This window comes from Mycobacterium sp., from assembly GCF_032161845.1.
Classification (GTDB): Bacteria; Actinomycetota; Actinomycetes; order Mycobacteriales; family Mycobacteriaceae; genus Mycobacterium.
Window position 1 is genome coordinate 1 of sequence record NZ_JAVRQA010000323.1, and the last position, 18,038, is coordinate 18,038.

The window sequence follows — 18,038 nt, forward strand, 5'->3', positions numbered from 1 at the left end:
AGGACGGCGCGCCAGGCGTTCCGGTGCTGCCACAGTCGGCACCGCTGCGGCCCGCGGCCCGGCTGTGGATGGACGGGCTGCTCGCCGGGCGATACTCGCGCGCCGTCGCGGCGGAGATGCCAGGGGATGGCCCGCTGGTGCTGTGGGCGTCGCAGACCGGCAACGCCGAGGGCTTCGCGTCCCAGGTCGCGAACCGTCTCGGCGGATCCCGGCTCCTAGCGATGAACGAGGCCACCCTCGACGTGCTCACCGGACGTCGCGACGTCGTGGGCGTCACCAGCACGTTCGGTGACGGTGGGCCGCCAGACAACGGCGCCGGCTTCTGGGAGCGCATCACCGCCGACGACGCCCCCAACCTCGACGGCGTGCGCTATGCGGTGCTCGGCATCGGTGACCGGTCCTACGACGACTTCTGCGGTCATGCGAAGTCGCTCGACCGAAGACTCGCCGACCTTGGCGCAACCCAGCTGGTCGACCGCACCGAGTGCGATGCCTACGACGACGAGCCGATGGCGCAGTGGGCGGCAAGGATCACCGAACTGGTCGCGACGCGGCCAGCCGTGACGTCGCCGGCCGTCCCGAAGCACGCCCCGACCGAGCCGTTCACCCGGGCCAACCCGGTCAGGGTGCCGCTGTGCCGCAACGTGACGTTGACTCCGCGTACCGCGTCGAAAGAAGTGCGGCAGTTCGGGTTCGACGTCTCCGAGGACGGTCTGGAGTACTCGGCGGGCGATGCGCTCGGCGTCTTCGCCACCAACGATTCGGCCGCCGTCGACGCCTGGCTGGCGGGAACCCGCCTGGCCGGAACCGAGTCCGTCGAGGTGGACGGTGCGGAGGTTTCCCTGCGGGACGCGCTCACCTCGTCGTACGACATCTGCCGCGTCACGCCGAACCTGCTGGGCTTCATTGCCGATCGATGTGCGGACCGTGATGCCGTCAAGGTGCTGCGTGGGTCCAAGTCGGATCGGGAGAGCTGGCTGTCGGGACGCAATGCGCTCGACGTCGTCGAGGAGTTCGCGGTGCGGGCCGAGCCCGAAGAGTGGCAGGACGCGCTCGTCCGGCTGACACCGAGGTCCTACTCGATATCGTCGAGCCCCTTGGTGAGCCCGAACGAGGTGCAGCTGACGGTGTCCGTGGTGCGGTACCGCAGCGTCCGCGGCGGCGAGCGGGGCGGGGTGTCCTCGACGTTCCTCGCCGACCGGGCCTCGCACGCGCCAGTGTTCCTGCAGCCGTCGCCGCACTTCCGACCGCCCGAGGATGGATCGGCGCCGATGATCATGGTGGGCCCCGGTACCGGCGTCGCACCGTTTCGGGGGTTCCTGCAGGAGCGCCGCGCGCTCGGTCACGGTGGCCGCAACTGGCTCTTCTTCGGCGACCAACACCGCGCCGAGAACTTCTATTACCGAGATGACTTGGAGGACATGGTCAGTGACGGCCTACTGAGCCGACTCGACCTGGCGTTCTCTCGTGACCAACAACAGCGGGTGTACGTGCAGCACAAGATGGCCGACTACGGGGCCGATGTGTGGCGCTGGCTGGAGGACGGCGCGTACTTCTTCGTATGTGGTGACGCCACCAAGATGGCCAAGGACGTTGACGCTGCGCTGAGCGCGATCATCCAGAAGCACGGCGGGATGTCCAGCGAGCAGGCACACGACTACAAGCGCGAGCTGGTGGCCACCAAACGTTATGTGCGCGACGTGTATTGAGACTCCACGCAAGTTCTCTATCAGGCCGGCTCGTCGCGCTGGTCGTCGTTCACCTCTAGGTAAAGCATTCGTTCGGGGTGGTGGAGGTTGTTGGTGCGGGCTTGGCCGGTGTCGATTTGGGGTGGTGGGATCCATTCGGTGCGGCCGTCTTGGCGTTGTCGGGTGATCCAGTTGGTGTTTTCGATGAGGCGGTTGTCGGGGCCGCAGGCCAGGGTGAGGTCGTCGATGTTGGTTTGGCCGTTGTGCTTCCAGTCGTTGACGGCGTGGTGGGCTTGGCAGTCGTAGCCGGAGGCGAGGCAGCCGGGTTTGGTGCAGCCGCGGTATTTGGCGAGCAGCATGATGCGTTGGGCGGGGGAGGCGCAGCGTCGGGTGCGGCCCAGGTGCAGTGCTTGTCCGGTGTGTTTGTCGAAGACCGCCAGGTAGTGAAAGGCGTGGGAGGCCAGTCGGATCAGGTCGGTCATCGGCAGGCGGGTGCCGCCGGCGGTGATGGCTTGTCCGGCGCCGGATTCGAGTTCTTGCAGGGTGGTGGTGACGATGATGGTGGCGGGTAGTCCGCTGTGGTGACCGAGGTGGCCCGAGGACAGGACGCTGCGTCCCATGGCCAGCAGGGCGTCGTGGTTGCGCTGTGCTGGTGAGCGGGAATCCCGTTCGGTGGTCTGCTCGGTGGGTGGCCCGTCGATGGTGGGGTGGTCGTCGTCGGGGTTGCACATGCCGGGGGCGGCCGATTTGGCCATCACGGCTTCCCAGGTGGCTCTGCCTTCGGGGGTGAGCCAGCCGTGGAGGCGGCTCATGCCGTCGGATTGTTGGGGGTCGAGGGTGATGCCGCGGCGGCGGGCGCGTTCGTCGTCGGTGTAGTTGCCGTCGGGGTGTAGCAGGGCGGCAAGCAGGTTGGCGGCCTTGCGGAGTCCTTCGGGGCCGTGTTCGGCGGCGATGCGCGCCAGGTCGGCTTCGGCGGCCGCACGGGTCTGCTGGTCGATGGTGTCGGGCAGGTAGGTGAAGAAGTTGCGGATGATGGTGAGGTGGTCGGCGCCGATGCGGCCGTCGCGTTGGGCGGCGGCGGTCTTGTCCAGCACGGGCGCCAACGTTTCGCCGGACAGCGTGCGGCGGGCTCCGAGGTCGGCGGCGGTGTCGATGCGGCGGCGGGCGTCGCGGTGGCCGATGCGTAGGTGGAAGGCGAGGAGTTTGGTCAGGGAGGTGGCGCCAAGGTCGAGGGGGTTGGCTTCGGCGGCCAGCCGATTGATGACCCGGTGTGCCACGACCGGGGTTCGGCGGGTGTCGGTCTCGAGGTGATCGAGCACCTCGAGGAGTTCGGTGTGGGTCAGGGCGTCGACGTCGAGGGCGGCGACCCGGTCACGGGCGACGCGCAGCGCGGCGAGCGCGTCGGCGGCAGCCCCTGATTCCATGACTCGAACACTAGTTCGAACCACCGACAGGAAGACCGCACTTGTGACCAGTGAAACTGAAGTGGCAGAAGAGTTTTCGCGGGTCGCTGCCACCGTCGGAGTCATCCCAACCGGCCCAGACCAGTTCGAGACATCGGTCCCGAGGAGTAGCTTCGCAGGATGGCCGCACCCACCGCACCCACCGTGAAGGTCGAACGTCCGGGCCGCCTCGGCGACCCGACCATGGAGCTGCGCTCCGATCCGCGGGCGGACCCAAGGATGATCGCGGCGATCAAGCCGTTCGGTCTCGACGCGCGGGGCGTCGAACTGCGCGTCACCAGGCAATCACCGCTCGAGGAGATCCTGGCGGTGGCCTTGGCCACCGAGCAGGGTTTCGACGGGTTGTTCGGGGCGCTCCTTGCCGACGTTCCCGCTCCCCACGGTGTCGAGATGCGCACGCTGACCATCCGCGGGGTCGACGGCAACGCCATCGATCTGTTCGTGCACCGACCAATCGGCATGGCGGGGCCGCTGCCCGGCCTGCTGCATCTGCACGGCGGCGGGATGGCCATCTTGGCGGCCGATGACTCGTCGGCGGCACTGTGGCGCGGTCACCTCGCGGCGAAGGGCTGCCTCGTCGTCGGTGTGCAGTTCAGGAACTCCGGCGGAACCCTTGGCCCGCACCCGTTTCCGGCCGGCCTCAACGACTGCGCCAGCGCGCTGGACTGGATGCACGGCCAGCGTGAGGGCCTCGGCGTGACGTCGATCGTCGTCACGGGCGAGTCCGGTGGCGCGAATCTCTCGATCGCGACGGCGTTGAAGGCCAAGCGGGAGGGGCGCCTCGATCGGATCGACGGCGTCTACGCCCAGGCACCGTTCATCTACGGCGGTTACGACACCTTCAATCCCGCCCTGCCGTCGCTCGTCGAGAACGAGGGCTACGTGCTCAGTCCCTCGGTCATGACGCTCATGGCGGCGCTGTACGACCCGGACGGCGCCCACACCACCAACCCCCTCGCCTGGCCGTACTACGCGGCCGAGGAGGACCTGCGCGGGCTGCCCCCGCACGTCGTGACGACCGACGAACTCGATCCGTTGCGCGATGAGGGGCTGGCCTACCTGCGCGCGCTGCAGCGCGCCGGGGTCGATGCCACGGGTCACACGTTCAACGGCGTAGGTCACGCGTGCGAGCAGCTCTTGGGGGCGGCCGTGCCCGAGCTGTTCGAACGTGCCCTGCGCGACGTCTCGGACTTCGCGCGAAGGGTGAATTGAAAGAGTGTCCGAGGGGGGACTTGAACCCCCACGCCCGTTAATAGGGCACTAGCACCTCAAGCTAGCGCGTCTGCCATTCCGCCACTCGGACAAGAGCGCCTAAGGCTAACCGAACGGGGTCCCCTGACCAAAACCCGGCTGCCCGTGCAATGGTAGAAAATGGTGACCGTGACTGATTCTCCCCAGCCGTCCGACGAGGTCGTGGAACTCGTCAGCGCGCTGATTCGATTCGACACCACGAACACCGGCGAGCTCGAGACCACCGTGGGCGAGCAGGAATGCGCCCGCTGGGTGGCTCAACAGCTCGAGGACGTCGGCTACGAATGTGAATACGTCGAGTCCGGGGCCCCCGGTCGCGGGAACGTGATCACCAGGCTGCCCGGCGCCGACCGAAGTCGAGGCGCCCTCCTGGTGCACGGCCACCTCGACGTGGTCCCCGCCGAGGCCGCGGACTGGAGCGTGCACCCGTTCTCCGGGGCCGTCGAGGACGGTTACGTGTGGGGCCGCGGCGCGGTCGACATGAAGAACATGATCGGCATGATGATCGCCGTCGCGCGGCACCTGAAGCGGTCGGAAATCGTGCCGCCGCGCGATCTGGTGTTCGCCTTCGTCGCCGACGAGGAGGCGGGCGGTAAGTACGGCTGCCAGTGGCTCGTCGAGAATCGGCCGGATCTGTTCTCCTGTGTCACCGAGGCCATCGGCGAGGTGGGCGGATTCTCGCTCACGGTGCCGCACCGTGACGGCGGCGACAAGCGGCTGTACCTCATCGAGACCGCCGAGAAGGGCATGCGGTGGATGCGTCTCACCGCGCGCGGCCGGGCCGGCCACGGCTCGTTCGTGCACGACGAGAACGCCGTCACCACGCTCGCGGGGGCCGTCGCCCGGCTGGGTTCCCATCGGTTTCCGCTGGTGTTGACCGACCCCGTCGCCCAATTCCTGACCGCCGTCGGCGAGGAGACGGGACACGTCTTCGACCCCGAGTCGCCCGACCTGGACGGGACCATCGCGAAGCTGGGACCGATCGGCCGGATCGTCGGCGCCACGATGCGCGACTCGGCAAACCCGACGATGCTCAAGGCCGGCTACAAGGCCAACGTGATCCCCGCGACGGCCGAGGCTGTGGTCGACTGCCGCGTGCTGCCGGGTAGGCAGGAGGCGTTCGAGGCGACGATCGACGAGCTGATCGGACCCGACGTGACGCGGGAGTGGATCACCGCCCTGCCGCCGTATGAGACGACGTTCGACGGCGAACTGGTCGACGCCATGAACGCCGCCCTGTTGGCGGTCGACCCCGACGCCCGTATCGTGCCCTACATGCTCTCCGGTGGCACAGACGCCAAACACTTTGCGCGCCTTGGTATTCGGTGCTTCGGATTCATACCGCTACGGCTGCCGCCCGAACTGGACTTCGCCGCGTTGTTCCACGGCGTCGACGAGCGGGTACCCGTCGAGTCACTGGCGTTCGGCACCGAGGTTCTCGAGCACTTCCTCCTGCACTGCTGATCCACCACCGCCCGTTCAACCGAAAGGATCTGATGAGCACCCCGTACGACAACCTTCCGAAGTTGCCCTCCTTCACCCTGACCTCGACGTCGGTCACCGACGGCGAGCCGCTGGCCAACGACCAGGTGAGTGGAATCATGGGCGCGGGAGGCTCGGACGTCTCCCCGCAGCTGAGCTGGTCGGGATTCCCCGAGACCACCCGCAGCTTCGCGGTGACGATGTACGACCCCGACGCGCCGACCGCGTCCGGGTTCTGGCACTGGGCGGTGGCCAACCTTCCCGCGACCGTGACGGATCTGCCAGAGGGCGTCGGTGACGGAAGTCACAGCGGATTTCCCGGTGACGCCATCACACTGGCCAACGACGCCGGCCTGAAGCGCTTCATCGGCGCCGCTCCGCCCGCGGGACACGGCCCGCACCGCTACTTCATCGCCGTGCACGCCGTCGGCGTGGAGAAGCTGGACATTCCGGAGGGGGCTACTCCCGCCTATCTGGGGTTCAACCTCTTCGGAAACGCCATCGCCCGCGCGGTCATCATGGGCACCTACGAGCAGAAGTAACTTCGGCCTATCGCGTTGCCGAGCCGACCGCGTCGGCAAGCGACGCGAACCCGCCGTCGTGCAGGCGTTGGGCCAGGCCGTCGTGAATGTGCTTGGCCCACAGGCCGCCGCCGTAGACGAAGCCGGTGTAGCCCTGCAGCAGTGAGGCGCCCGCGGTGATGCGCTCCCACGCATCGTCGGCGGTCTCGATGCCGCCGACGCTGATCAACACGAGTCGATCGCCGACCCGTCGGTACAGCCGTCGCAGTACTTCGACGGAACGCTGCGCCACCGGGGCGCCGGAGATGCCGCCCGCGCCCAGTTCGGCGACCCCCGGGGTGATCAGCCCATCGCGCGACACGGTGGTGTTGGTGGCGACGATGCCCGCCAACCCCAGTTCGACTGCCAGGTCGGCAATTTCGTCGACGTCGGAGTCCGACAGGTCGGGGGCGATCTTCACCAGCACCGGCGTCGTGGTCTGGGCGCGGACTGCCGCCAAGATCGGTCGCAGTGACTCGACGGCCTGCAGGTCGCGCAGTCCCGGGGTGTTGGGCGAGCTGACGTTGACGACCAGGAACGAAGCCAACGGACCGACCAGGCGGGCGCTCTCGGAATAGTCGTCGACCGCCGCCTCGGCCGGTGTGGTCTTGGTCTTGCCGATGTTGGCGCCGATCGGTACTTCGGAGACGTTGCGACTCAGTTTCGCTGCCAGTGCACCGGCGCCGTGATTGTTGAAACCCATGCGGTTGAGCAGGGCACGGTCGTCGGCGAGGCGGAACATCCGGGGGGCAGGATTGCCCGGCTGGGGCCGCGCCGTGACGGTGCCGACCTCGGCGTAGCCGAAACCCAGTGCGCCCCAAGTCTTCAGGCCCGAGCCGTCCTTGTCGAAACCCGCAGCGAGGCCCAGCGGCCCCGGGAACCGGACGCCGAAGATCGTCGTCTCGAGCACTGGATCACTTGGGGCCAGCCATCTGGTCAGGCCGCGGCGCGCCGGAGTGAGCGCGGTCACCACTCGTAGCAGGGCGAAGACCCAGGTGTGGATCCGTTCGGGGGGAATGAGGAAGAACACCCGCCGCAGCCCGCGGTAGATCACGGGTTGGGGTGTCCATCAGTGCTCGCCCACGCTGCGGACTTCCTGCGCCGCAGCAGAACCCGGCGACTGCCGTCGGTATATAGCCGAACGCGGGTCAGCTCCCAGCCGCGGTACTCGGCTTCGATGGACAACCGAGTCGACGCGGATACCCGCGTCACGTCCGGGGGCAGCCGCAGCGGCACCCACTCGTAGTCGTCGGAGAGGTCGGCCTCCCACGCCGCGGGCATGCGGCCACGCTGATGTGCCGTCACTTGGTAGCGCCGGGGATCACTTGCACACCGCCGTCAGCGCCGGACACCACGAACAGCGTGCCGGTCTTGTCGTCGAAGGTCAGGGAGTTCGGCTGCTGCACGGTTCGATAACGCACCTTTTCGACGGGGATTCCGGTGCCAAGATCGTAACCAACGACACTGTTCGTCGCCGTTTCAGACACCCAGGCGAGCCGGGATGACCCCGCCAGCCCGTAGGGCGCACCCTTCACCGGGTACTGCTGGCGCAGCATCAGCGGATTCGTCCCGAACACCAGGAGGGCCTCCCCTCGGGTGTCGGCAACCAGGATGCGGTCAAAGGGATCCGTCACCATCGTGGTGGCGCCCTCACCTGCCCGCAAGGCGTGTTCCTGTTTGGTGCCCGACGGGTCGATCGTGGTGACCGACGTTTGACCGCGGTCCAGCACCGCAACCGTATCGCCCACTGCGACAAGGGCATCCACGTGCGAAAAGATCTGCAGGCGGGCTTCGACCGCGGTGGCTGAGCCAAGTGTGTAGACCGCGCCGGCAGAGCTGCCGAGAACCACCTTGCCGTCGGCGCGACGGGTGATCGCCGTGAACTCGGTGTCGCGCTCGCCGTCGACGTCGAATCTCGCCACCGCGCCGGTCCCGACGTCGACCTTGAAGTACCCGCCCTTCGTCGAGGCGTACACGTTTCCGCTCCCGTCGCCGACGATCGCAGTGGCCGTTGCGGGCAGCGGAATGGTGCGGCCCAGCCCCGTGACGGGGAACGTCGCGAGGACCGAACCGCCCGCGGCGTCACGGCCGAGCACCACCAACGACGACGTAGCCGGGTCGAAGGCGGCGGCTTCGCCGGCAGCGGCCAGCGGTCGTACCGAACCCGCCGGTTTCTCGGTCACCGCAGGTGAGACGGCGGCGTTGGCAGGGGAGATCGTCGGCGGCGGGCCGTCGGCGGGTTTGGTCGAACACCCGCCCGATGCCGCAAGGCAGGCAACCGCCGTCACGAGCACGACGACGCTGTGAGCTAGGTGACTCTTCAGGTTTTCGTGCGGCAGCAAGGGGTAACTCTCCAGCGTGCGAATGGGATGGCGATCGAATGGTCAGTTTAGGCACGCCGACGAACCGGGCCGGCAGTATGGTTCGGGCATGACCCTGGCGGCGAAAAGCGATCTGTCCGGCGGCGAGTTTGCCATCGAGGACATTTCGACGGGCATGTACGCCAGCGGGTTTGGCCGGGTCGGCGATGGCAGGAGCTTCTCGTTCCACGTGGAGAAGCAGACCCTCTTCGTCGAGGTCTACCGGCCGCGGCTGGCGGGGCCGGTCCCGCAGGCCGAAGACGTCGTCGCGGCGGTCAGCCGAAGCCTTGCCCACGTGGACGTAGCCGACGAACGTAGCCTCACGGCCGCCGTCCGGGACGCCGTCGCCGACGCTCAACCGGTGCCGCGCCCAGCCCGCTAGCAGGAACCCCGCGGTACGGTCGTCGGCGTGATGGACATGTCGTGGCTGCAAGTGGTCGTGTTGTCGGTGGTCCAGGGCCTGACCGAGTTCCTGCCGGTGTCGTCGTCCGGGCACCTCGCGATCGTGTCTCAGCTGTTCTTCGCCGACGACGCGGGTGCATCGTTCACTGCCGTCAGCCAGCTCGGCACCGAACTGGCCGTGTTGATCTACTTTGCCCGCGACATCGGCCGCATCCTGGTGGCGTGGTTCGCCGGACTGCGCGACTCCTCCCGCCGCACTCCGGATTACTGGCTTGGCTGGTGGGTCATCATCGGCACCATCCCGATCGGGGCCGCCGGGCTCATCTTCAAGCACTACATCCGTGACGACGTGCGCAACCTCTGGGTCATCGCGACCGCGCTGGTCGCGTTCTCCGCCGTCATCGCCGCCGCCGAGTACTTCGGCAAGCAGACCCGGCCGATCGAGCGGTTCACCTGGAAGGACAGCATCGTGATCGGGGTGTCGCAGTGCCTGGCCCTGATCCCGGGGGTGTCGAGATCGGGCGCCACCATCAGTGCCGGGTTGTTCATGGGCCAGGAGCGCGAAGCCGCCGCCCGGTTCGGGTTCCTGCTCGCCATCCCCGCCGTCCTGGCCTCCGGGCTGTACTCGCTGCCCGACGCGTTCCACCCCGACGGCAGGGGCATGAGCGCATCCGGCCCGCAGCTGGCGGTGTCCATCGCGATCGCCTTCGTGGTCGGCCTCGCCGCCGTGTCGTGGTTCCTGAAATTCTTGGTGCGCCACGGCATGTACTGGTTCGTCGGCTACCGGGTGATCCTCGGCGTGACCCTTCTGGTCCTGCTCGGCACCGGCGTAGTAGCAGCAAAGTGAGCGGCGGCGCCGCGATATGACCGTAATCCTGCTTCGCCACGGTCGGTCGACGTCGAACACCGCCCACACGCTGGCCGGCCGCTCCGAGGGTGTGGACCTCGACGACAAGGGTCGCGAGCAGGCCGAGTCGGTGATCGCCCGCATCGGCGACCTGTCGGTCAAGGCGATCGTGCGCTCGCCGCTTCTGCGCTGTGAGCGAACGGTGGCGCCATTGGCGGCAGCCCTCGGGCTGGAGCCCGTCGTCGACGACCGGCTCTCCGAAGTGGACTACGGCGAGTGGACCGGTCGCAAGATCTCCGATCTCGTCAAGGAGCCGCTGTGGGCGGTCGTGCAGCAGCAACCCAGCGCCGCCGTGTTCCCCAACGGCGAGGGCCTGGCGCAGGTTCAGGCCAGGGCGGTGGCGGCGATCCGCGAACACGACCGCACGCTGGCCGAGCAGCACGAAGGCGACGTTCTGTGGGTCGCCTGCACGCACGGTGACGTCATCAAGTCGATCGTCGCCGATGCCCTTGGCACCCACCTGGACAGCTTTCAGCGGATCACCGCCGACCCGGCGTCGATGAGCGTCATCCGGTACACCGAGCTGCGCCCCTTCGTGCTCCACGTCAACCACACCGGTCCCGCCTTGACGGCAGGACTGTCGGCGAAGCCAGAACCCTCCGGTGACGCGGTGGTCGGCGGTTCCACCGACTGACGTAGACCCAGCACGCCTGCCGCCCGCAGTTCGGATTACGGCTGCGGTGGCAATACCGGTATTTTGGAGGTGCCATGACCCGTTCGATTCACGTCTTCCGTTCACCCGACCGCTTCGTGGCCGGGACCGTCGGACAACCTGGCGATCGCACGTTCTACCTTCAGGCCGTTCACGATGAACGGGTCGTGTCGGTCGAGCTCGAGAAGCAACAGGTAGCGGTGCTCGCCGAGCGGATCGCCGCACTGCTGCTCGAAATCAATCGCCGCTTCGGCACCCCGGTTCCGCCCGAGACGGGTCAGGTCGACGACCTCAGCCCTCTGATCACTCCCGTGGACGCCGAGTTCCGCGTCGGCACGATGGGACTTGGCTGGGATTCCGAGGCGGAGACGGTGGTCGTGGAACTTCTCGCGGTATCCGACACCGAGTTCGACGCATCGGTCGTGCTCGACGACGCCGAAGACGGACCCGACGCCGTCCGCGTGTTTCTGAGCCCGGAGTCGGCGAGGGACTTCGCGGCCCGCTCCAACCGGGTGATCTCCGCTGGCCGGCCGCCCTGCCCGCTCTGTGACGAGCCGCTGGATCCCGCGGGGCACATCTGCGTTCGCACGAATGGCTATCGACGAGCCACCCTGGCGGGATCCGACGATGATCCCGACACCTGAGCGGGACGGCGATCGGCAAGCTGCTCTTCGGACGGTGGTGCGGGACGGCGAATTGACCGTCATCGGTCGCATCCGCTCGGCGAGCAATGCGACGTTCCTCTGCGAGGCGCATCTCGAGGATCGGCAGGCCCACTGCGTCTACAAGCCGGTCGCCGGCGAGGCGCCACTGTGGGACTTTCCGGACGGCACGCTCGCCGGCCGCGAGGTGTCTGCGTACCTGGTGTCGGCGGCCCTTGGCTGGAACATCGTGCCCTACACCGTCATTCGTGACGGGCCAGCCGGACGGGGGATGGTGCAGCGGTGGGTGGATCAGCCCGGCGACGTGCTGGCCGACGACGATGAGGATGACGCAGACGATCAACCCGATGTGGGTCCCGATCTGGTCGACCTGCTCCCGGCGGCCCGCATCCCGCCCGGTTTCCTGCCGGTCCTGCAGGCCTACGACTACGCGGGCGACGAGGTGACGCTCGTCCACGCCGACGATCAGCGGCTGCGCCGGATGGCCGTGTTCGACGTCCTCATCAACAACGCCGATCGCAAGGGCGGTCACATCCTGGCCGGTGTCGACGGTGGCGTCTACGGCGTCGACCACGGTGTGAGCTTGCACACCGATGACAAGCTGCGCACGGTGCTGTGGGGCTGGGCGGGCAAGCCCGTCGACGACGACACCCTGCGCGACGTCGCCTGCCTGCGGGACGCGTTGCTCGGTGACCTTGACGGGGTCCTGCGTCCGCACATCACCAATCGGGAGATCGACGCGCTGTATGCCAGAGCCGTTGGTCTGCTGGAGAATCCGGTGATGCCGACGCCGGATGGCCGCAGGCCGATTCCGTGGCCCGCCTTCTGACCGTCGCCCCAGCTTCGTCGAGGCGACGGTGTTCCCACCGTTGGTCATCCCCGGGTGTTCTACGCTCAACGTCATGACTGATCACGATCACGCCGCCGCCCGCAGGGAGATCGCCGACGCCCTCCAGAACGCGCTCGACCGCCGCCACGAGGTGCTCGACGTGATCGTCGAAGCCGATGACACGGCCGCCGCCGTCGACGCCATCGCGACGCTGCTGGGAACCTCGCACCTGGGCGGTGAGGCGGTCATGTCCATCTCGTTCGACCAGCTCACCAAGGATTCGCGCCGCAAGATCGCCAGCGAACTCGAGGACCTGAACAAGCAGCTCACCTTCACCCTCGGAGAACGGCCAGCCAGTTCGGGCGAGAGCCTGGTGTTGCGCTCGTTCTCGTCGGCCGCCGACCGCGACATCTTCGTTGCCCGCACCACCGACGTCGGCGCCAGGGGCGACGGCTCGGGGGCGCCGGCGGGCAACATCGACGACGAGATCAGTGCCGCCCTCGGCAGGGTGTCCAACGAGGAGGCGGTGTGGTTCGTCGCCGAGGAGGGGGCCGACAAGGTCGGCATGGTGTTCGGTGAGCACGTCGGCGGCGAGGTGAACGACCGCATCTGGATCCACCCCGATCACCGCCACCGCGGCTTCGGCACCGCCGCGTTGCGTCGATGCCGCTCGGAGATGGCGGCCTACTTCCCCGCCGTGCCAATGGTCGTGCGCGCTCCCGGCGCCACGCCCAAGTAGCACCCGATTAGCACCAAGCCGAGCGATGCGGCGCTCGCCGCGGAGGTGGCTGCCGAGGCCGGTGAGATGCTCGTCGCGCTGCGTGCCGAGATGGGCTTCAGCGACTACTACGACCTTGGTGACGCCGGTGACCGGCGGGCCAACACCCTGATCCTGGATCGCCTGCGCGAGCACCGGCCCGACGACGCCGTGCTGTCCGAGGAAGCGGCCGACGACTTGTCCAGGGTCCGCGCCGACCGGGTGTGGATCGTCGACCCCGTCGACGGCACCAGGGAGTTCTCGACGCCGGGCCGCACCGACTGGGCCGTGCACATCGCACTGTGGCAGCGCACCGGCGGACCGGACGGCGAGATCACCGACGCCGTCGTCGGGTTGCCCGCCGTCGGCGAGGTGTACCGCAGCGACACCGTCACGGCACCGCCGCCACGCGAGCCGGGGCCCATCCGCATCGCGACGAGCCGCCACCGTCCACCGACGGTGCTGTGGTGGCTGCGCGACATGCTCGACGTCGAGCTGATCGGAATCGGGTCTGCCGGTGCCAAGGCGATGGCGGTCGTCCGCGGGGACGTCGATGCCTACGTGCACGCCGGCGGACAGTGGGAATGGGACTCGGCGGCACCGGCGGGTGTGGTGATGGCCTCGGGGCTGCACGCCTCGCGGTTGGACGGCTCGGCCCTGCGTTACAACCGACCAGATCCTTACCTGCCCGACTTCGTCATGTGCAGGCGGGAGCTGGCAGGCACTCTGCTCGATGCGATCCGCGCGGTGTTCTGACCGGTCCGGGGGAATGGATTGGCGCCGCTCGTTGTCCCACACTGCGAGTAACCACCGTCGGAGGAAGAACTGAACGCACACCTTAGAGTCGGAGCCATGCAATCGTGGCCAGCGCCGACCGTTCCGGAGCTCCCCGGCCGGGGACCGCAGTTGCGTTTGTTCGACAGCGCCGACCGGCAGGTGCGTCCGGTGTCCGCCGGTGACACCGCATCGATGTACGTGTGTGGCATCACCCCTTATGACGCCACCCACCTCGGCCACGCGGCGACCTACCTGACCTTCGATCTGGTGTACCGCTCTTGGCTCGATTCCGGGCACCGCGTGAAGTACGTGCAGAACATCACCGACGTGGACGATCCGCTGTTCGAGCGGGCCGCCCGCGACGGCATCGACTGGCGTGAACTCGGCGCCAGGGAGACCCAGCTGTTCCGGGAGGACATGGCGGCGCTGCGGGTACTGCCGCCACACGACTACGTCGCGGCCACCGACGCCATCGCCGAGGTGATCGAACTCGTCGAGAAGATGGTGGCCTCCGGTGCGGCCTACGTGGTCGAGGACGCCGACTACCCGGACGTCTACTTCCGCGCCGACGCCACCGTGCAGTTCGGCTACGAATCGGGCTATGACCGCGACACCATGCTGCGGCTGTTCGGCGAGCGGGGTGGCGACCCGGACCGGCCCGGCAAGGGCGATGCGTTGGACGCGCTGCTGTGGCGCGCCGAGCGGCCGGGCGAACCCAACTGGCCGTCGCCGTTCGGCCCAGGGCGACCGGGGTGGCACGTCGAGTGCGCCGCCATCGCGCTGGACCGCATCGGCACCGGTCTCGACGTGCAGGGCGGCGGCAGCGACCTGATCTTCCCGCACCACGAGTTCTCGGCCGCGCACGCCGAATCCGTCACGGGGGAGCGACGATTCGCGCGGCACTACGTGCACGCCGGCATGATCGGCTGGGACGGCCACAAGATGAGCAAGAGCCGCGGAAATCTGGTGCTGGTGTCACGGCTGCGCGCCGACGGAGTCGACCCAGCGGCCATCCGGCTCGGACTGCTGGCCGGACACTACCGCGCGGACCGGTCCTGGAGTGACGCCGTCCTCGCCGAAGCCCAAGATCGCCTGGCCCGGTGGCGGACGGCGACGGCGCTGCCCGCGGGGCCCGATGCAGGAGATGTGATCGCCCGCGTCAGGCAGTACCTCGCCGACGATCTCAACACCCCCAAAGTGCTTGCCGCGTTGGATGGTTGGACCACCGACGCGCTCTCCTACGGCGGGCGGAATGCCGAGGCGCCCGGTCAGGTGGCGGCCGTCATCGATGCGTTGCTCGGAGTCGCGCTCTAGTTCTGCGGTAGCTTTCCGACCATGGGTTCGGTGAGTGGGAAAGTCGTGTTCATCACCGGTGGTGCCGCCGGTGTCGGTGCAACGGTGGCCCGGCGGCTGCACGCCAAGGGCGCGCGCCTGGTGCTGACCGACGTCGACTCCGGTGCGCTCGCGCAGTTCGCCGCCACGCTTGGCGGCGACCGCGTGCTGACCGTGGCTGCCGACGTCCGCGACCTGGCCGCAATGCAGGCCGCCGCCGATGGTGGCGTGCAGCGCTTCGGTGGCATCGACGTCGTCGTGGCCAACGCCGGAATCGCCAGTTACGGATCGGTCCTGCAGGTCGACCCCGAGGCAGTCAAGCGGCTGCTGGACATCAACGTCCTCGGCGTGTTCCACACCGTGCGGGCGGCCTTGCCGTCGATCATCGACCGTCGGGGTTACGTCCTGATCGTGTCCTCCCTCGCTGCCTTCGCGGCCGCCCCCGGGCTGGCGCCGTACAACGCGAGCAAGGCGGCCGTCGAGCAGTTCGCCAACGCGTTGCGCCTCGAGCTGGCTTACCGCGGGGTCGGCGTCGGCTCGGCGCACATGTCGTGGATCGACACCGCGATGGTGCGCGACAGCAAGACCGATCTGTCTACATTCGCCGAGATGCTGTCCAAGCTCCCGTATCCACTGAGCACCACGACGTCGGTCGAGAAGTGCGCCGACGCCTTCGTCAAGGGCATCGAGGGCCGCAAGACGCGGGTGTACTGCCCAGGGTGGGTGGGTGCGCTGCGCTGGCTGCGGCCCGCGATGTCAACCTCGTTCGGCGAAGCGCCGGTGCGTCGCTTCGTGCCCGACCTGCTCCCGAGGATGGATGCCGAGGTGGCGGCGCTGGGCCGATCGACCAGCGCCCACTCCGAGACGCTGGACAAGCCGTGACGTCGAAATTGCTGCGCCGGGCGTTGACCGCGGTTCTGGTGGCAATGCTCGTCATCGGCATGGCGGCGTGCGCGAAGAGTGAGAAGCCCGAGGTCATCGGGTCCGCGCCACCGCCGGCCGCGCCGGCGGTCACCCCCGATCAGGCCAGGGCGATTGCGAAGGAGGCCTACGTCTATGGCTTCCCGATGGTGGACGACTATCGCGTCATGTACTCGTACTTCGTCGATTCCGGCGATGCCGAATACAAGGGTGGTTGGAACGAAATCCACAACACCGCAAGGGTTTACACGCCCGCCGATACCGCGGTCCAGACGCCGAACTCGGATACCCCGTATTCCGCCGTCGGAGCGGACCTGCGCACCGAGCCGTTGGTGCTCACCGTCCCGCCGATAGAGCAGGATCGCTACTACTCGCTGCAGTTCGTCGATCAGTACACGTACAACTTCGGCTACGTCGGTAGCCGAACCACCGGCAACAGCGGCGGCAAATACCTTCTGGTGGGCCCCAATTGGAGAGGGGAGAAGCCCGACGGCGTCAACGACGTGATCCGCTCCGACACCGAACTAGCGCTGGTGCTCTATCGCACCCAGCTGTTCGAACCCGCCGACATCGACGACGTCAAGCGGATCCAGGACGGGTATCGGGTGGAGCCGTTGTCGGTCTACCTCAAGCAGCCGTTGCCGCCACCCGCGCCCGCAATCGACTTCGTCCCCGCGCTGACCTCCGAGCAGGAGCGCACCTCACCTCAGTTCTTCGACATCCTGAACTTCGTCATGAAGTTCACCCCAACGCTGGCGTCGGAGAAGGAGCTGCGGGCCCGGTTCGCCACCATCGGCATCGGCCCCGACGGCAGCTTCGACGCCGAGAAGCTTTCGCCGGAGATGCGGACCGCAATTCAGGACGGGATGGCCGATGCGTGGGCCGAGCTCGACACCCTGAAGAAGGACGAGATCGATACCGGCAAGGTGGGTTCGGCGCAATTCTTCGGCACGGCCGACGATCTCAAGGGCAACTACCTGTACCGGATGGCAGGTGCCGTCCTCGGCATCTATGGCAATACCGCCGCAGAGGCGCTGTATCCCAGCTTCAGCACCGACTCGACCGGCGCGCCTCTGACCGGCGCTGAGAACTACACGTTTCACTTCGCACCGAACCAGCTGCCGCCCGTCAACGCCTTCTGGTCGCTGACCATGTACGGGCTGCCGAAGAGCCTGTTGGTGGCCAACCCCATCAACCGCTACCTGATCAACTCCCCGATGCTGCGCGAGCTCATCCCGGATGCCGATGGCGGGTACACGCTGTACGTCCAGAAGCAATCGCCAGGCAGCGAGCGGGAAGCCAACTGGCTGCCGGCACCGGAAGGTCCATTCGCCTTGGTGCTGCGGCTCTACTGGCCGAAACCCGATGCGCTGAACGGCACGTGGAAGGCGCCTGCGCCCGTCAGAACCTAGGCGTGCCCCGTCGGTCTTCCGGTGTTTCTGGAGTACCGTGTGGCCTCACGATGCCGCGACTTCTGACCGATCCCGAGTTGATCCGAGAACTCGAACCGATGGTCGAAGCGGGCTTGAGCCAGCACTTCGCGGCCACTAAGAACTGGTCCCCGCACGATTACGTGCCATGGTCTGACGGCTCCAACTACGCGGCGATCGGCGGATCGGACTGGGAACTCGAACAGTCGCCGCTGTCCGAACTGGCCCGCATCGCGATGGTGACCAACCTGCTCACCGAGGACAACCTGCCCTCCTACCATCGGGCGGTCGCCGGCTACTTCACCCTCGACGATGCGTGGGGCACCTGGGTGAACCGCTGGACCGTCGAGGAGAACCGGCACGGCATCGCGCTGCGCGACTATCTCGTCGTGACGAGGGCGGTCGACCCGATGGAGTTGGAACAGGCCCGAATGCTGCAGGTCACAGCCGGGTTCAGCCCCGGTCAGCAGGGCCAGGGCGACATCGCGCCTGAGTCATTTCTCGACGCCGCCGCCTACGTGACGTTTCAGGAGTTGGCGACCAGGGTCTCGCACCGCAACACCGG

Annotated in this window: 19 protein-coding genes and 1 tRNA gene; 15 read left to right on the forward strand and 5 right to left on the reverse strand. The window is 67.8% G+C overall.

The features are described 5' to 3' along the window. Positions 1-1,709 (forward strand): diflavin oxidoreductase (locus QOD90_RS17460; protein WP_526351922.1); only part of this gene is annotated, 1,709 nt, incomplete at its 5' end. Positions 1,710-1,729: 20 nt separating this feature from the next. Here QOD90_RS17460 and QOD90_RS17465 read toward each other — a convergent pair. Continuing rightward, entirely contained in the window at positions 1,730-3,112 is a 1,383-nt protein-coding gene (locus QOD90_RS17465) for an HNH endonuclease signature motif containing protein (protein WP_526351924.1), read from the reverse strand. 159 nt (positions 3,113-3,271) lie between these two features. On the opposite strand from QOD90_RS17465, the gene QOD90_RS17470 reads away from it, so the two are divergent. Then, positions 3,272-4,363, forward strand: a complete 1,092-nt coding sequence (locus QOD90_RS17470; protein WP_526351926.1) for an alpha/beta hydrolase — start codon at positions 3,272-3,274, stop codon at positions 4,361-4,363. A 5-nt stretch (positions 4,364-4,368) separates the two neighbouring features. On the opposite strand, the gene QOD90_RS17475 is transcribed toward QOD90_RS17470, so the two are convergent. Further along, a tRNA-Leu gene (locus QOD90_RS17475) sits at positions 4,369-4,454 on the reverse strand. Between the two features lie 68 nt (positions 4,455-4,522). Here QOD90_RS17475 and QOD90_RS17480 point away from each other — a divergent pair. Together QOD90_RS17480 and QOD90_RS17485 are read left to right on the forward strand one after the other, a co-directional pair. Beyond that, the gene (locus QOD90_RS17480) at positions 4,523-5,866 is read left to right on the forward strand and encodes a M20/M25/M40 family metallo-hydrolase (protein ID WP_526351928.1); all 1,344 of its coding nucleotides are present in this window, start codon (positions 4,523-4,525) and stop codon (positions 5,864-5,866) included. A 32-nt stretch (positions 5,867-5,898) separates the two neighbouring features. Beyond that, positions 5,899-6,426 carry a YbhB/YbcL family Raf kinase inhibitor-like protein gene (locus QOD90_RS17485; protein WP_526351930.1) on the forward strand — a complete coding sequence of 176 codons (528 nt, stop codon included), beginning with the start codon at positions 5,899-5,901 and terminating at the stop codon, positions 6,424-6,426. 7 nt (positions 6,427-6,433) lie between these two features. Here the strand turns inward: QOD90_RS17485 and QOD90_RS17490 are convergent, their stop codons facing one another. From QOD90_RS17490 to QOD90_RS17500, 3 genes are read right to left on the reverse strand one after another with little or no spacing between them, the layout of a single operon-like run. After that, positions 6,434-7,495: a quinone-dependent dihydroorotate dehydrogenase gene (locus tag QOD90_RS17490; RefSeq protein ID WP_526351952.1), complete on the reverse strand. Its 1,062-nt coding sequence runs from the start codon at positions 7,493-7,495 to the stop codon at positions 6,434-6,436. Further along, on the reverse strand, positions 7,495-7,749 hold the full coding sequence (locus tag QOD90_RS17495; RefSeq protein ID WP_526351932.1) for a DUF5703 family protein: 255 nt from the start codon (positions 7,747-7,749) through the stop codon (positions 7,495-7,497). Before QOD90_RS17495 ends, QOD90_RS17490 begins: the two co-directional genes overlap by 1 nt. After that, entirely contained in the window at positions 7,746-8,786 is a 1,041-nt protein-coding gene (locus QOD90_RS17500) for a YncE family protein (protein ID WP_526351934.1), read from the reverse strand. The genes QOD90_RS17495 and QOD90_RS17500 overlap by 4 nt, the downstream gene beginning before the upstream one ends. An 88-nt stretch (positions 8,787-8,874) precedes the next feature. Here QOD90_RS17500 and QOD90_RS17505 point away from each other — a divergent pair, with 88 nt between their 5' ends. The 11 genes from QOD90_RS17505 to QOD90_RS17555 form a co-directional block, all read left to right on the forward strand. After that, positions 8,875-9,186 (forward strand): hypothetical protein, encoded by a 312-nt coding sequence (locus tag QOD90_RS17505; protein ID WP_526351936.1) that lies wholly within the window; start codon positions 8,875-8,877, stop codon positions 9,184-9,186. Positions 9,187-9,222: 36 nt separating this feature from the next. Then, entirely contained in the window at positions 9,223-10,053 is an 831-nt protein-coding gene (locus QOD90_RS17510; RefSeq protein ID WP_526351954.1) for an undecaprenyl-diphosphate phosphatase, read from the forward strand. Between the two features lie 16 nt (positions 10,054-10,069). Then, complete coding sequence (locus QOD90_RS17515) at positions 10,070-10,747, forward strand: histidine phosphatase family protein (RefSeq protein WP_526351938.1); 678 nt, start codon at positions 10,070-10,072, stop codon at positions 10,745-10,747. Positions 10,748-10,821: 74 nt separating this feature from the next. Further along, positions 10,822-11,409 (forward strand): Rv2134c family protein, encoded by a 588-nt coding sequence (locus tag QOD90_RS17520; RefSeq protein WP_526351940.1) that lies wholly within the window; start codon positions 10,822-10,824, stop codon positions 11,407-11,409. Next, positions 11,393-12,256 carry an Rv2133c family protein gene (locus tag QOD90_RS17525; RefSeq protein WP_526351942.1) on the forward strand — a complete coding sequence of 288 codons (864 nt, stop codon included), beginning with the start codon at positions 11,393-11,395 and terminating at the stop codon, positions 12,254-12,256. The genes QOD90_RS17520 and QOD90_RS17525 overlap by 17 nt, the downstream gene beginning before the upstream one ends. 73 nt (positions 12,257-12,329) lie before the next feature. After that, positions 12,330-12,995 carry a GNAT family N-acetyltransferase gene (locus tag QOD90_RS17530; protein WP_526351944.1) on the forward strand — a complete coding sequence of 222 codons (666 nt, stop codon included), beginning with the start codon at positions 12,330-12,332 and terminating at the stop codon, positions 12,993-12,995. A gap of 66 nt (positions 12,996-13,061) precedes the next feature. Next, positions 13,062-13,769, forward strand: a complete 708-nt coding sequence (locus QOD90_RS17535) for a 3'(2'),5'-bisphosphate nucleotidase CysQ (RefSeq protein WP_526351956.1) — start codon at positions 13,062-13,064, stop codon at positions 13,767-13,769. A gap of 96 nt (positions 13,770-13,865) precedes the next feature. Then, positions 13,866-15,104, forward strand: coding sequence for a cysteine--1-D-myo-inosityl 2-amino-2-deoxy-alpha-D-glucopyranoside ligase (mshC, locus tag QOD90_RS17540; protein ID WP_526351946.1), 1,239 nt, complete (start codon positions 13,866-13,868; stop codon positions 15,102-15,104). A 21-nt stretch (positions 15,105-15,125) separates the two neighbouring features. After that, positions 15,126-16,004 (forward strand): SDR family NAD(P)-dependent oxidoreductase, encoded by an 879-nt coding sequence (locus QOD90_RS17545; protein ID WP_526351948.1) that lies wholly within the window; start codon positions 15,126-15,128, stop codon positions 16,002-16,004. A gap of 59 nt (positions 16,005-16,063) precedes the next feature. Continuing rightward, positions 16,064-17,455 (forward strand): DUF1254 domain-containing protein, encoded by a 1,392-nt coding sequence (locus QOD90_RS17550; protein ID WP_526351958.1) that lies wholly within the window; start codon positions 16,064-16,066, stop codon positions 17,453-17,455. 50 nt (positions 17,456-17,505) lie between these two features. After that, positions 17,506-18,038 (forward strand): acyl-ACP desaturase (locus QOD90_RS17555; RefSeq protein WP_526351950.1); only part of this gene is annotated, 533 nt, incomplete at its 3' end.